At 44.5% G+C, this 15,533-nt stretch carries 12 protein-coding genes and 1 pseudogene; 3 read left to right on the forward strand and 10 right to left on the reverse strand.

Annotation, left to right across the window (positions count from 1 at the left end; genetic code table 11):
* The 5 genes and pseudogenes from ACJ751_RS01365 to ACJ751_RS01385 all read right to left on the reverse strand — a co-directional run.
* A pseudogene (locus tag ACJ751_RS01365) lies at positions 1-701 on the reverse strand (cytochrome C biogenesis protein); the annotation flags it as partial.
* Positions 702-790: 89 nt separating this feature from the next.
* On the reverse strand, positions 791-1,246 hold the full coding sequence (locus tag ACJ751_RS01370) for a protein-disulfide reductase DsbD domain-containing protein (protein ID WP_407743578.1): 456 nt from the start codon (positions 1,244-1,246) through the stop codon (positions 791-793).
* A 69-nt stretch (positions 1,247-1,315) separates the two neighbouring features.
* Positions 1,316-2,020 (reverse strand): phosphoribosylformylglycinamidine synthase subunit PurQ, encoded by a 705-nt coding sequence (gene purQ, locus ACJ751_RS01375; protein ID WP_407743579.1) that lies wholly within the window; start codon positions 2,018-2,020, stop codon positions 1,316-1,318.
* A 162-nt stretch (positions 2,021-2,182) separates the two neighbouring features.
* Complete coding sequence (locus ACJ751_RS01380) at positions 2,183-3,163, reverse strand: hypothetical protein (protein ID WP_407743580.1); 981 nt, start codon at positions 3,161-3,163, stop codon at positions 2,183-2,185.
* Positions 3,164-3,175: 12 nt separating this feature from the next.
* The gene (locus ACJ751_RS01385) at positions 3,176-4,726 is read right to left on the reverse strand and encodes a hypothetical protein (RefSeq protein ID WP_407743581.1); all 1,551 of its coding nucleotides are present in this window, start codon (positions 4,724-4,726) and stop codon (positions 3,176-3,178) included.
* A gap of 260 nt (positions 4,727-4,986) precedes the next feature.
* Between ACJ751_RS01385 and ACJ751_RS01390 the strand changes: the two genes are divergently transcribed.
* The 3 genes from ACJ751_RS01390 to ACJ751_RS01400 all read left to right on the forward strand — a co-directional run bounded on the left by ACJ751_RS01390 (position 4,987) and on the right by ACJ751_RS01400 (position 8,731).
* Positions 4,987-6,975, forward strand: coding sequence for a KUP/HAK/KT family potassium transporter (locus ACJ751_RS01390; protein WP_407743582.1), 1,989 nt, complete (start codon positions 4,987-4,989; stop codon positions 6,973-6,975).
* Positions 6,976-7,094: 119 nt separating this feature from the next.
* Positions 7,095-7,883, forward strand: a complete 789-nt coding sequence (locus ACJ751_RS01395) for an alpha/beta hydrolase (protein ID WP_407743583.1) — start codon at positions 7,095-7,097, stop codon at positions 7,881-7,883.
* Positions 7,884-7,924: 41 nt separating this feature from the next.
* Complete coding sequence (locus ACJ751_RS01400; RefSeq protein ID WP_407743584.1) at positions 7,925-8,731, forward strand: alpha/beta hydrolase; 807 nt, start codon at positions 7,925-7,927, stop codon at positions 8,729-8,731.
* Between the two features lie 29 nt (positions 8,732-8,760).
* Here ACJ751_RS01400 and ACJ751_RS01405 read toward each other — a convergent pair whose 3' ends face one another.
* The 5 genes from ACJ751_RS01405 to ACJ751_RS01425 form a co-directional block, all read right to left on the reverse strand.
* Positions 8,761-9,696 carry a LysR substrate-binding domain-containing protein gene (locus tag ACJ751_RS01405; RefSeq protein ID WP_407743585.1) on the reverse strand — a complete coding sequence of 312 codons (936 nt, stop codon included), beginning with the start codon at positions 9,694-9,696 and terminating at the stop codon, positions 8,761-8,763.
* A 275-nt stretch (positions 9,697-9,971) separates the two neighbouring features.
* Positions 9,972-11,693: a glycine-rich domain-containing protein gene (locus ACJ751_RS01410; RefSeq protein ID WP_407743587.1), complete on the reverse strand. Its 1,722-nt coding sequence runs from the start codon at positions 11,691-11,693 to the stop codon at positions 9,972-9,974.
* Between the two features lie 149 nt (positions 11,694-11,842).
* On the reverse strand, positions 11,843-13,294 hold the full coding sequence (locus tag ACJ751_RS01415; protein WP_407743588.1) for a glycine-rich domain-containing protein: 1,452 nt from the start codon (positions 13,292-13,294) through the stop codon (positions 11,843-11,845).
* A 202-nt stretch (positions 13,295-13,496) separates the two neighbouring features.
* Complete coding sequence (locus ACJ751_RS01420; protein ID WP_407743590.1) at positions 13,497-14,405, reverse strand: LD-carboxypeptidase; 909 nt, start codon at positions 14,403-14,405, stop codon at positions 13,497-13,499.
* 47 nt (positions 14,406-14,452) lie between these two features.
* Positions 14,453-15,286 carry an LD-carboxypeptidase gene (locus ACJ751_RS01425; protein WP_407743591.1) on the reverse strand — a complete coding sequence of 278 codons (834 nt, stop codon included), beginning with the start codon at positions 15,284-15,286 and terminating at the stop codon, positions 14,453-14,455.
* Positions 15,287-15,533 lie beyond the last annotated feature (247 nt).

A 15,533-nucleotide genomic window follows, 5' to 3' on the forward strand; every position in this document is an offset into this window, starting at 1 on the left:
CCATACAGGAGAGCGTTGGTTACTCCTTTCTTTTTGTCTTTAGACTGTTTGGTAAAGAACGAAACCGTTAATGGGATCAACGGGAAAACGCAGGGCGTAAATAAAGCTATAAAGCCACCGAGCATACCCAGGAAGAAAATGCTGAGCATGCCTTTACCGCCGGTATTATCATCACCACAACCGCTTACCGGGTGTTTCAGATCGAACGATTGTACCCGGATATCATCCGTTGCGGCCATTCCGCCTTCAAGCGGTACGGAGAAAGCATAGGCATTTAACGGGTAGAACTCATCGTTCTTTCCATAAGTATAGCGAAAAGTACCTAATAATTTCGCAGGTACATCGCCGGTAAAAGTTATCGTTGCAGTAAAAGCGGCTTTGCCTTCGTATATTTTAAAAGAAGCATTGTCAAAAATGGGATTTTTGAATGTTTTGTTATCGCCTGCCTCTTTAAAAGGTTTTGTTATTTGAATGGAAGAATCGGCCAGCTCCAGTTCTACAGCCGGCACATCGCTGATCACTTCATTGGGGCCGTATAATTGCCATTTAGGGCTGCCTGTTGTTGAGAAGGTTAATTCGTATACTTTATCCTGTATTTTTTTACCGGATACTTCCCATTGGTAAGCAGTTGAATCCTGGCCCTTAACCACAGTGGAGTTAATAAAAAGCAGCATTATTAAACTCCATACAAAATGTTTCATAAAACAGATACTGGTTGAATTTAAAAAACAAACGAGTTCTTATCAATAAGAACCCGTTTATATCATTTATTAATTTACATTATACAGCTTTAACCACCGATGGCAACAGAGAAAGTTGTTTCTGATGGCGGTAAACATTTTTCATCGTTACAAACCATATACTCTACTTTACCGGCCACATTGGTTTTTGCGGCGCTTTTTGCTTTGACCAACTGTATAAATTCAACCTTGTTTTCGTAATATCGTACTTTTCCACCCCAAACTTCTTCATCTTTCGTTATCAGCTTGCCGGTTTCTTTTGGCTGTCCATCCAAAGTAACCAATGGATTCTTGGTGAAAGTAAAGGCAGTAGGGATAGGTCCATCCACTCCTACATTTTGAGAATAAATATGCCAGTTGCCCGTGACAGTTGCTGTCGCGTGCACTTCATATGTTTTATCGGCTATTTTCTTTGAAGAAAAAGTCCATTTAACCTGAGTACTTGACTGTGCAAATGACACAGCACTAATCATCATTACCAAAAGTGAGAGCAGAGTTACCTTCATGTTGTTTTTGTTTACTTATTAAAACAGTTTACCTGTTCCAAAAGTGTAACAAATTATCTTAATAATTATTTAAAAATTTACCAACGCAGCTTTTTGGTTGGCAACGGCATTCGCCCCTATGAGCAATGACTGTAAAACAATGTGTCCATCGGTATTACCCAATGATTGATTGGTGGCTCTTTCAGGATGAGGCATCATGCCAAACACATTGCGTCCTTCATTACATATTCCGGCGATATTGCGAATAGCGCCATTTGGGTTGCTCAGTTGTGTAACCTCGCCATTTTCGTTGCAATAACGATATATTACCTGGTTATTTTTCTCCAGTTTATCTAACGTAGCTTCATCTGCAAAATATCTTCCTTCGCCATGCGCGATAGGTATTTTCAGTGCTTTATCAGATCCTACGCCTTTAATGTATACGTTCTTGCAAATAAACTGTTGATTGGCATTGCGTAATAATGCGCCGGGCAATAAACGCGCCTCACATAATATTTGTAAACCATTACAAACTCCCAGCACTTTGCCGCCTTTATTGGCAAACTCTATCACGCTTTGCATAATAGGGCTGAACCGGGCAACGGCGCCTGTACGCAGGTAATCGCCATAAGAAAAACCACCCGGCAGCACGATACAGTCTTCTGTAGTGAACATACTAAGGTCCTTTTCCTTATGCCATAACATAATTACTTCCTGATTCAGATCATTTTGCAAGGCATCCTGCATATCGCGATCGCAATTGGAGCCGGGGAAAACTACAACACCAAATTTCATCTGGTAATATTTATTGTTTTAAGCGGGAATTTGAACAAATAAGGTGCAAAGATAACACAAGTTGCGTTTACAGGTTCCAAGTTACAGGTTACAGGTATGAATCGTTGAAACTTGAAGCCCGGAACCTGGAACAGCCACTATAAAATTATAACTATCAATTTATTAGATAAGCCAGTAATTAAGATAGATCGCATATCCAAACAAGATCCAGTGAATGATCATGGGCAGGCGGCGGGAATTGAGATAAAAATAAGCGGCGGCGTGAAAGCCGGTAATGGGCACCGAACACAACATCCAGCTGATGTAATTATTGCCGCCATCGGCCATAATAATCAGCATGGCCATAATCAGGTACAGCAACAACAGGCTCCAGCTTTTTCGTACGTGAATGTACATTTTGTTGAGGTTGGCCTGTACATAATATCCCCCGATCATAAATGGTATAATCAACAGGGTTATGCTGATGGTGGTATATACCGATGAGGGAATGGCAGGCAAACCGATGCTAAAAGCCGGTTTTATCTTGTTCCAGTCCCATTTGTTACCCAGATACAGCACCAACGCCAGAAAATAATACGGCATGGTAATACCCAGGATATTTATAGCCCACTCCCTAAGGCGAAAAGGCCGCATAATGAACAGGGCCAGCAAGATCAGCAATACAAATACAACCGCCGGGCGGTATAATAATGTAACAATGCCTATTTGCACCCCAATACTAAAAATGGTTGGTCCCGGTTTTTGAATAGTGGGCAGGGTGGTCATGCGGTAAAAGATCCAGATGAGAAAGGTATTGGCCAGCAGCGGGGCCGAAAAATAATTCCACTCCACAAAAAGCGAGGTGGTGAGCATATGCGCCATGGCCGCCAGATAATTTTGCCGGGGCAATAGCTTCTGGTCGTTACAAATGCGATTGAATAAAAGCGCCTGGCTGTAGAGCAGCAAAAAAGTGATGAGCACGTATATAACCGCCGGTATATGCAGTGGTTTTAACCACTCAATGAGCCAGTTGTATAAGAAATGATCTTCCGGTTGTTGTATTGGACCGGCAGGGTGCAGAAAGCAATTAAATTTCAGAATTAAACCATAAACCAGCAATAACAGGATATTGCTGGAGGTTTTTTGCTTGAATATTCCTGTCACTCAAACAGTAATTTAAAATTCAATTTTGGCGAACGTAAGATAGTTTCTGTATTGACAGGGAACGAGTATGGAATTGGTGCTTAACTGCTTACCCAGTCTGGGCATGAATTCCACGCCTCTTTCCAGGTTTTTCAGTGTTGGGTGCCGGGTAATTTTACCTTCGGCGTCAACACTGTGATCGTTCAACAATAAGGTCCTGCGTTCGTATAAGTTAAATAAAAAATGCAACTCGCCGCCTGTATTCATCAAGGTATGCGATACCAGGGCATCCGTTTCATCGTCAAACTGCGTTTTGGAGATCACATTGCTCCATTGCAGTGTTTCATCCTTATCGAACGACAGCACCATGATGTTTTCTGCATGATACCGGGTAGCAGCTGAACCTCCATACCTGTTCCAGGGCGACCGCCAGGGACTATAATAGGGCGACCAGTAATTATAGTCAAGTGGCGACGACCAGGGGTTGTTCCAACCCAGGTAATCCCACCTATTAAACGTACCACCGCGCGATGTAGTATACATTGATTCTGCAGTAAGTAAATAACCGCCATCGCGCTTTATGATAATATCACTAATGAAATAGTCATTAAAGGCAATGCGCAGGTTGGCATCGGGCCCCTTGGCCTGTTTACGCAGGTCGTCGTTAAAGGTGAGCATTTGTTCCCTGAGCACCGAATCGGCTGTTTTATCCCAAATCACGGTGTACAACCCTTCTACATTGCCTCGTTTTTGTTTATAATACAGGGCCGAAAACAAATAACGCTTGTTAGTATTGTCAATTTTTACCTTCACTTCATCCAGTACCCGTTCGTCTTTACGTTCCAGATCGCGGGTAGTGAATTTCTCCTCGCCCGCTTTTTTAATAATCAGCTCCAGGTTGGTGATGTAATCGCTCCCGTTCTTTCGCACAAATTTGCCAAACACCATATCCCCATCATTATCCAGCAGGAAGTCGGTAAAAAAATCGTTCCGCTCTTCCATGGCCATGCTCATATGGTGCTTGTTCTGCAATTGCATTTCGCCATTGAACAACAGGGTGGTGAACAGGAAGTTTTTGGGATTCTTATTATTGATCTTGAACACCATGATCTTTTGCTTGTCGTCGCTGAAGACGGTGGTGTACAATTTATTACTGGCAGCCCAGCCAATGCGGGTAGTATCCAGTTCTACCGGCTCAGTGAGGCGTTTGGCATTGGCATCGAGCTTAACCGCCATGCAATACACTATGCTTCTGCGCTGAAACTGGTAGATCATCCATACGTGATCGGTGTACGGCACAAAATCCACATTGATCCAACGGTCGTCTAACGCATCAACTTTCACCCGTTCCAATAATTTCATATCCTGGTTGTAAACGCTGATGGCGTTTTCGTTCCGGTTATTTTTAAAAACCAGGATATTCTCACCTATTTTCCCAATGATCTCAAAATCTGTACGACGGCTGTCTTCCCTTTCTGCTTCGGAATAGGTGATCTTCTGAGCGGTACTAATGAAGGGAAAAGCAACCAGCAACAGTGCTACCAGGAGCCCTTTCCGCCCGATTTTTTCGCAATATTTCGTCATGATGGTGCAATACATGTTATATGCCAAATTACTGATTGTTAAACGACTGCCCAAACTTTCAATATAAATTTAAGCATTCATTTTTCATGATTCAGAAACAACTCAAAATGCATACATTTCGTAGCCTTACTGATTTGAAGATATCGTAGAGAATTAATTTTTTTACGTATACCTTTGTACCAGCGCGCCCCGGGTTACTAACCCGGGGTTCTATTATTTTTACAAAAAACCCTTTGATAACGGGATAAGCGACAACTATCGTGGGCAAAAATATTAACAAAGTTACCGTAGCCACCCTACTTATTGCGTTAGGAATTATTTATGGCGATATCGGAACATCTCCATTGTACGTTCTGAATGCAATTACCGGGGGCCGGACTATAGATGAAAGATTGATTCTGGGTTCATTGTCCTGTATTATCTGGACACTCACCCTGCAAACGACTCTCAAATACGTTGTGCTTACCCTGAAAGCCGATAACCGCGGCGAAGGAGGCATATTTTCGTTATACGCACTAGTGCGCAGGCAAAGAAGATGGCTGGTGATACCCGCCATGCTGGGAGGCGCCGCCCTGTTGGCCGATGGGATGATAACGCCACCCATTTCGGTTACCTCCGCCATCGAGGGTTTACGCAACATCAAGTACCTGGGCCAAATTGAAGATCGTACTATTGTTTATATTGTTATTGCCATTTTGAGCGTACTGTTCTTTCTGCAACAATTTGGAACTACTGCCATAGGCAAAATGTTTGGCCCCATCATGCTCTGCTGGTTTAGTATGCTGGCCGTGCTGGGCGCCTCACACCTGTTAGACGATCTGCATATTTTTAAGGCCCTCAGCCCTTATTACGCAATAGACCTGTTGGCAAACTATCCCAAAGGTTTCTGGCTGTTGGGAGCCGTGTTCCTTTGTACAACTGGGGCCGAAGCCCTTTACAGTGACCTGGGCCACTGCGGCCGGGCCAACATCCGGTACTCCTGGATATTTGTAAAAACTACCCTCATTCTGAACTACCTGGGCCAGGGCGCCTACCTGCTTTCGAACTTCCATGGCAAGGTAATAACCCACGAGATGATCAGTGCGGGGTTCAACCCGTTCTACGCCATGATGCCGCACTGGTTTTTGATCCCGGGCATTTTAATTTCCACCGCCGCGGCCATCATTGCGAGCCAGGCCCTCATCAGCGGGTCGTTTACGCTTATCAGTGAAGCCATGCGCCTGAACCTGTGGCCCAAACTGAAGATCAGTTACCCCACCGAAGAAAGAGGTCAGTTATACATTCCCGGCATTAATATGCTGTTGTTTGTAGGTTGCGTGGGCATGGTTCTATACTTTAAGAAATCTTCCAATATGGATGCGGCTTATGGTTTGGCGATCACCATCTGTATGCTTGCCACCACCATCCTGTTTGCCAACTTTTTGGTAAGCCGGCGGGCCAAACCCATGTGGATCTATATGTTCCTGATCGTTTACTTCACCCTGGAATTGTCGTTTCTGTTTGCCAACCTGGAAAAATTCCCGCATGGTGGTTTTGTAACCCTGCTGGTAGGCGGCGGCCTGTTCTTTGTGATGTACATCTGGTACCGCAGCCGTAAGATCAAGAACCGGTATGTGGAGTTTGTTCGGTTGGAACATTATATACCACAGATCCAGGAATTGAGCAACGACAAAACCGTTCCTAAATATTCCACGCACCTGGTATACCTAACCAGCGCCAATAACCCCAAGGAAATTGAGCATAAGATCATTTATTCCATCCTGAATAAAAAGCCCAAACGGGCAGATATCTACTGGTTTGTGCACGTTGATACCCTCGACGATCCATATACCTGCGATTATTCGGTAGAACACATTATTCCCAATGACATCATCAGGGTTGAATTCCGGTTAGGGTTCAGAATGGAGCCCAAGATCAACCTCATGTTCCGTAAAGTGGTGGCCGACCTGGTAGCCAATAAAGAGGTGAATATTACCAGCCGGTACGAAAGCCTGGAACGGAACAATGTGGTGGGCGACTTCCAGTTTATTGTAATGGAAAAATACCTGAGCCAGGATATCGAACTCCCCTTCTTCGAGAAAATGATCATGCGGTTGTACTTCATGGTGAAGGAATACAGTTTGTCGGAAGAACGCGGTTTTGGTCTGGACGTGAGCAATGTGACCATCGAAAAATTCCCGCTTATTGTGGCGCCGGTACCCAACCTGAGCCTGAAACGGGTTTATCATGGTGGGGAAGAAAGCTTGTAAGAGAAGGCCCGCCTACGCTAAAGCTTGCGCCTCCGCTAAAGCTTCAGCGGCACGCGGACGGCGGGCAAAGTAAAGGGCAAAGATGAAAAACAGTAACTTGTATGCTGTAACCATAACAATTGCCTACGTTCGTTTACTATATTATTGGAGGTCTGCTGCTATTGAGCATAGTAGCTTATTTCATCCAGGACCGGTTTATATTCAAACCCGAAAAATTACCAGCCGATTTTCAGTTCCGGTACGATGTGCCGTTCAATGAATTAAATTTCGATGTGTCGCCGGGCGTGCGCATCAATGGCCTGCACTTTTACCGCCCCGATCCAAAGGGACTGATCCTGTATTTTCATGGCAATACCCGCAGTATAAAAGGCTGGGCTAAGTATGCCCGTGATTTTTACCGGTACGATTACGATGTAGTGCTGGTTGATTACCGGGGTTTTGGCAAAAGCACCGGTAAACGCAGTGAAAAGGACATGCTGGACGATATGCAGTTTGTTTATAATACTTTAATTGGAAAGTATCCCGAACACCACATTATTGTTTATGGCCGCAGTATCGGCAGTGGTTTTGCCGCAAAGATCGCTTCAGACAACAAACCACGCTACCTCATTCTTGATTCACCGTATTATAATTTCCGCATTGTGGTAAAACGGTTCCTGCCCATCTTGCCCGTAAACTGGGTTTTACGGTACCAGCTGCGCACCGATAAATGGATCCGCCATGTAAACTGCCACACCTACATCATTCATGGTACCCGCGACCGGCTGATCCCCATCAGGCACAGCGAAAAATTGCAGGCCATCAATCCCCATAAGATCACCCTCATCAGGATTGTTGGCGGCCGCCATAACAACCTGCCCTCCTTTCCCGAATACCACAATTTTATCAGGGACATCCTGAAATATTGATCTCCGACTTCGCTCAGGACGTGTTACCTTGCAGCCCTGTTATGAAAAAGAAGATCCTCTTTCGCTGGCTTAAATTATTCATTCTCATATATTGTATTATTGGGATTGTCATTTATTACGGACAGGATAAAATACTGTTCCATCCGCAGGAAATAACCCGGCAGTCGCAATACAGCTTTCCCTATCCGTTCAAGGAAGTGAACCTGCCTTACACGCGGAAATCGAACATCAACATCATTCAGTTTACGGCCAATCAACCGCAACCTAAAGGCGTGGTGTTGTATTTTCATGGCAATAAAGAAAACATTACCCATTATGCGAAGGCGGCGCCCGATTTTACCAGCCGGGGCTATGATGTGTGGATGATCGACTATCCCGGTTTTGGCAAAAGCACCGGCGAATTCACCGAAAAGCAGTTGTACGATTGGGCACTGGTATTTTACAAACTGGCGCGGGCAAGGTTTGCGAAAGACAGCATCGTCATTTACGGTAAATCAATGGGCACTGGCATTGCCGCCCAGCTGGCTACCTTGCGCGACTGCAAAACATTGATCCTGGAATCACCGTATTATAGTTTTCCTTCCCTCATCGGAACCTGGTTACCGGTATACCCGGTAAACAATATGATCAAATTTAAAGTACCTACCTGGCAGTACCTGAAGGAGATCACCAACCCGGTGGTGATATTCCATGGCACCGATGATTATACTATTCCCATTCGTAATTCAAAAAAATTGATATCATTTTTGAAGCCTACGGATAAGTATATCACGATTAATGGAGCAAAACATAATGATATCCCTGACTTTCCTGTTTATAAACAAATAATGGATTCTTTGCTTAGATAACGAAGCAGGAAGTAAGCTTCGGGCACCTGCTAAATAGGAACAACGTTTTGATCCTTATTCAACTTTATTTTATCCGGGATCGCATTAATGATCTCTTCTTTCAGCGCTTCGATCAGGCGCTTTTTTACAAAATCGCGGTGCACTACAATGCTCACCTCGCGCATGGGGGCGGGCTTTTTAAAATGCCTGATGAGTTGTAGTTGACGGGCCGTCATATCGAGCGTGGTGAGCTCGGGCAATATAGTGATGCCATCATTCAATTCCACCATCCGGCGCAGGGTTTCAATACTGCCGGCCTCATATTCGAAATGGGTGCCCATTTCACTGGCGCGGCGTAATTCGCACAGGTTTACAATCTGCGATCGGAAACAATGACCTTCTTCCAACAACCATAATTTCTCCGGGTCAATGTCCTGCGGCAGTACATATGTTTTTTTATAGGCCGTATTCTTGCGCGAAACATAAGCCAGCAGCTCTTCATAAAACAACACGTGTTCCTTGATACCGTTCTCCTGTAAGGGCGTTACCAGTATGCCTACATCGATGCGTCCTTCGCGCAGGCGGGTAACAATGTACTCGGTCATCAGTTCCTGCACTACCAGTTTTATATGCGGATACTTTTTGTAGAAACTTTGTATGAATAGCGGAAGTAAATAAGGAGCCAGGGTGGGAATAATGCCAATACGCAGTTCGCCGGTCAGGATGCCTTTTTTGGCTTGAACCATTTCGCTGATCACGTTCTTTTCCGACAGGATGCGGCGTGCCTGCTCAACGATCTCCACGCCTATTTCGGTAGGTACAACCGGTTGTTTACTGCGATCGAAAAGTTTTACGCCCAGTTCTTCTTCCAGTTTTTGCACCTGCATACTTAAGGTAGGCTGGGTAACAAAACAATGCTCGGCGGCGGTGGCAAAATGCCGGTAGGTGTCTACTGCTACCACATATTCCAACTGTACAAACGTCATAATAGATTTTATCTATGGTTCTATAATATCAATCAATTTGACTTATCAACAAAAATATAGAACTTTAGGGAAGCAATCTAATCTTTCAACAACAGCACAGGAGAAAATTATAGTTTGGAATAGTTGACGAATAACGGGTGTGTTCCATCATGGCGGAGCGCACCTTTTTTTATGTCGGGTATATAAACAACAAACCAGAAACCGTGGGTCTCTGGCATCTTTTAAAAACACTAAAACTTTGAACTATACACTTTGAACATAAAACTAAGATCATACTAACTTCCACAGCCCCCACAACCACCACCGCATCCGCCACCACAACTGCTGCCGCAGCCCCCGCCGCCATCGCCGGGTTTAGGTAATGGGTTATTATGATCGAGGCTGGCCCAGGGAGTGAAGATGGTTACCAGCAAGAGTCCTTCAGCAAAAACTTCAATTGAATTCTTACCCCGGGCATACGAGAGAACCACTTCATCATCATATCGCAAAACTGCCCCGAAGGGATCATGTATAAGTTCTTTTATTTTGCTTAATACTATTGCATACCTCGATGTGGTCACTTGTACCAACACTGTTACTGCCACCAGGGCGAGCATTTCACCGAAAAGATAGGTTACCGGTTTACTGTTATACATTCCCTGGAAGAACCTGATAATGCATACTGCAAAAGGAATAAGTAGCAGGTTGTACTTTTTCAGGAAAGATTCTTTACACTGCGCCAGCGAACGCAACTTTTGCAAAGCCGGATGCCGTATATATTCTTCTCTGTACCACACACTCGCTATGGTGCTATACTCTACCGTTTCGCGTTCTTCGTTCAGAAAACCTGCTATTAACGGGTTCTGTTCGTTTACCAGTTTTTGATACCGGTTTTTGTGAAGCGTGAAAACTTCGTCCGAAGAAACACTGAGTAAATTCCTGCGTATCAGGTCTACAATACCTGTTTGTACAGACCGATGCTTTCCATAATATAATAGTGCTGTTTGAAAAATAGTAGCATCTGTGGGAAAGTGTTCAACTACCAGTTGTTGTAAAGGCCGGTTTCTGTCGTACTGAAGAATGATGTGGCAAATTATACAACTTAGTGCCAGTAGTGGGAAGAAAACTAAAAATTGCGGACCTGGGAGTGCGAAGGGAAATAAAACGTCGTGCCGGATGGCACTAATAATGAGCGGGAGCGATAACAGAATTACAAAAAGAACAATCATTTCATTTCGGAGATGCCAGGCCGGTTCTGGTATTGGCAATTCCATTTTCGGCGGTGGCCAGATGTCGTCCGGCGGTGGTGTGCCAAAAACCGACTCGTACAATAGCAGGGTTTCGGCATACCACTCACGGTGTTTGTGGTCTTCTTCATCCCCTCCCTGGGATGGGTTGTGGTGAATGTTTATGTTGAGTGTGTTTTTACACAAATCGGTCCAATACGATTTTGTGTAAGTGAGGTGCAGGTGCCAGACTTCGTCTACAGTCTGTGAGGGTGAAGCGCCATTTGGAGAGATACAACATAAGAAGAGAAATTTCCGGTATTCCTCAACAACCCGTGCAGTAAAGTCGGGCGACCAGTTTTGCGTGGCAGCCAATTTGTGCGAGAAGGTAATGGCTGCATTTGGGTCATCAAGGGGAAATTGTTGGATCTTACTCCAAATGCCCCTGTGTTCTTCAATTTTCATATACTTGTCTTTGGTTAAAAAATATAAATTAAGCGAAAAATAAGCGAGTTGAAAGATGGTGGCATTTACTGGAAAGGCAGCTTTTAATAATGGCTGGAGCGCCAGGCTTTTTTCAAATTTCAGTAATAAATAAGAGAGCATACAACTAATGGCGAGTAAAAGAAAGAAAAGGGCAAAAGAAAGATCGGGAAGGGAAAAAGGAGATAAAACTTTGTAGTAAACGGTGCTTGTTATTAGCGGGACCAGGAGAATTACAACAACGATCGCAATGATCGGATTCCTAATTGTTGACTTGTACCCCAAAGCCCCTCGTTCGTCGGATCTCATGCTATTGTCTTTGGTTATACAAAGGTATAACGGAGTTTGTCAAACGTGCAAGGAATGCTATGTTACCAAATTATTAAGCCGCGTGAAACACGTAGAACGGTATAATCGGTGCGTGAAACGCAGCGTGGAACCAAACAAAGCGGACAGATTCAATTACTGCTGCTGCAACCACCACAGCCGCCGCCACTACCGCCGCTGCTGCCACCGCAACTACTGCCGCTACTACCACAACTGCTGTCATTTCTACTGCTACTACTATCACGACTGGTAACAGTCTGAGGTTCTACAGGAAAAAGAACGATCATCGATTCCAGCATGATCGTTGCCGGTAGCCAACCCAACACCTGTTTACCGTTTATTGCAAAATCATTAACCACGGGATCAGGATGCAATCGTTTACTGCCTGCTTTATCCAACAACAATGCTTTTAGTTTTACATAAGCATATGTCTTTGTTGAAAACTCATAGCTTAACAACCCCGCTCCTAATACTAAAGCTATTACTTCTATAAAAAGAAAAGTAACAGGCCGGTCATTGTTCCATCCCTGTAGTATACGCGCCAGCCCAATGAATAAAACCATCCCTATTACCAGGTATCTTTTTCTTCTGGGTTCATTTTCTTCACTGAGCCTGAATATTTTTTCAATGGCCGGATGTACAAACGGCTGTTGCCTATACCAGGTCTCGATATCTGTATAATAAGCCCAACTTTCATCAGAACTGACTAACAGGGCCGGAATAAGCGGATTCTCTTCCTTTTCAGTCGCCCGGTATTTGTTTTGATGACCTATAATTTTCCGCTCCTCTATCGATATCAGTTCTCTTCTGTACAGGTCTACCAGGCCAGTTTGTAAAGCCCTTTCCTTTCCATATACGAAATGCGTTAATTGAAATATATTGAGATCATCCAGGGGTACCGCATCTATCGTTTTTTTCATAAACTGTAATCTGTCCTGCCGCATCAGGTAGTGTACCAACAGCGCAGCCGCTACAAGCATAGCATAAAACAATAAGAATTGGGGTCCATTTAAGTAGAAGGGAAATACTATTCCGGTGATAAAGTAATTGAATGCAAAAGGGAATAATAGTAGTATTACAGCTCTCATTATCATCCCCGTTCCCATTTTATACGGTTCTTCCGGCATTAATATTGACTGCGCAGGCACCCGTGCCTGCTCCTGTTTTACCGGGGGTGGCCAGATATCGGCCGGTGGCGGGGAGTAAAAAACAGCTGCATATAAGTCAAGCGTTTCTGCATACAAGTTGGTATGTTTATGATCTTCCTGCTCACCACCGCTGGATGGATAATGATGAATATCCTTACCAAGGGTATTTTTGCAGAATGCATTCCAGTAAGATTGTGTATAGGTGAGATGCAGGTGCCAGGCTTCATCTACTGCCTTGGATGGCGATGCGCCATTGGGTGAAATACAACACAAAAAAATAAATCGGCGGTATTCTTCAATAACCCGTTGGGTATACAAGGCCGACCATCTTTGCTGATCGGCCAGCTTTTTCGAAAAGGTAATAGTAGCGTTTGGGTCGTCAAACGCAAAGCGTTGGATCTTGTCCCACAGTAATAAGTGTTCGGGTAGGTTCATACGGGTAAATGGTAAAAACATGAAACGGCAAAAGGCAGAGGGCAGAAGGCAGAGATGGCTCGCGAAGATGTAATATTCCCACTATTTTCATTTCTCACCTCTTTCATATCTCATCCCATTATCAACTTTATCAACCTTATCAACCCTCAACTTCCTTTTTCCTGGTTAACTGGTCAACTGGTTAACTGGTTAACCCGTCAACTCAACCAATCAACATAACCTTCGATTTCCCCACTTTCAATTTATAGCCAACACCCACTTTCAGCGCATAGTTCTCTTTTTCATGACTTACAGGAAAACCAAAGCAAACGGGATAATCATATTCCTTCACTATATCGCGAATGATCTCATATACATTTTGCCCAAACGGCCGCTCGGTATCTTTTGTATCGCTAAAACCGCCGACGATCAGTCCGGCCAGTTTGTCCAGCTTGCCGCTGCGTTTTAACTGGTGCATCATGCGATCGATATTGTACAGGTATTCGCCCACATCTTCGAGGAACAATATTCGTCCTTTTGTTTTTATATCGGAAGGGGTGCCTACCATATGCGCCAGCATCGCCAGGTTACCACCCACCAGTTCGCCTACTCCCTCACCTTTTCTGTTAAATTCATGACCGGGCACTTCATACTTTATACTTTTCCCTTCCATTACGTTTTTCAGCGATTGCACATACTCATTCCTGTAACCGCCATCGTTAAAAGCAGCGGCCATTGGTGCGTGCATGGTAGCAATGCCATAATTGGAATAGATGTGGGAATGCAGTACCGTTATATCACTAAACCCGATCACCCATTTAGGCTGTTTCTTAAACTTCCTGAAACTGATGTGATCGATAATGCGGCTTAACCCATATCCCCCACGGGCGCACAATACTGCATTCACGGTATCATCGTCGAGGATCTGTTGAAAATTTATCAGGCGTTCCTCGTCGGTGCCGGAGAAGTAATTGATGGAATGGCTGCCAACGGTAGTGCCTATTTTTACTTTATAGCCCCATTCTTTTAATACATCTATACAGGTTTGCGCTTTTTCGATGGCCATATACCCTGAAGGACATACCAATGCTATTGTATCACCTGGCTGTAAATAAGGAGGAACTTTTACCATTGTTGTAATTATTACGAATGCGCAAAAATAAGCAAACCATTTTACCCTTAAATTTCCTGCAGTATTACATCTTCGTTAGAAACGGAGAGCCGGTGTTTTACCCCGCATTTTAACGCATAATTGTTTCGCTGGTGACCAACGGGGAAGTCGAAACACACGGGGAAATGGTATTCCTTCACTTTTTCCAGCACAATATCCTGGATGGTACGCCCAAACTCCTCCCCCGGATCGTCGGGTTTTATCTTGAACCCGCCCACGATCAGTCCGGCCAGTTTTTCCAGCTTCCCGGTGCGTTTCAGGTTCCAGAACATGCGATCGATGCTGTACAGGTATTCTCCGGTATCTTCTACAAACAGGATCTTATTGGTGGTGCGCAGGTCAGATTTGGTGCCAGCCAGCGTTTCAATGAGTTTCAAGTTACCGCCGATCAATGCGCCTTCGGCCTTACCGGGTTTATTCAACGGATTTACCGGCACGGTATACTTCATTTTTTGCCCGGTTAGGGCCTGTTTTATAGACAGGATGGTCTCAATTTGAATGGGTTCCGCTTTATTCCAGTCGTCGGGAAAACTGTTGCACATTTTGGAGTGAATGGAGGCAATGCCATAATTCCGGTTCAGGTGGCAGTGCAATACGGTAATGTCGCTAAAACCGATGATCCACTTGGGTTGGGTAACCAGTTTGGAGAAATTCAATTTATCGATGATGCGAACAAAACCATAGCCCCCACGGGCACACATAATGGCTTTTACTTTGGGATCGTCGAGCATTTGCTGAAAATCGCCCGCCCGTTCTTCATCGGTTCCCCCGAAAGTAAAATCCTTTTTCCCTACGGTATCCCCTACCTTGATATTGAACCCCCACTCTATCATTTGCAACATGGCAGGTTGTATTTCGGGCAGGGTGATGAAACCGGCAGGACAGGTAATGCCAATGGTATCGCCGGGTTTTAAATAACGGGGTAAAATGGCCGCCGGGGCGTCGTTCTCCCCATCGCTTCGCCACGCAGACCAACCGGGCAAGGGCAAACCGGCTACCAGGAACGAGGATAAAAAATGCTTACGGTTCATGTACTGAATATGATTTTTAAATATACTCCAAAGTTGTTATTAGCCTCCTTACAAAAAG

Origin of the sequence: Niastella sp. (assembly GCF_045805085.1) — a bacterium.
In the GTDB taxonomy this organism is placed as follows: domain Bacteria; phylum Bacteroidota; class Bacteroidia; order Chitinophagales; family Chitinophagaceae; genus Niastella.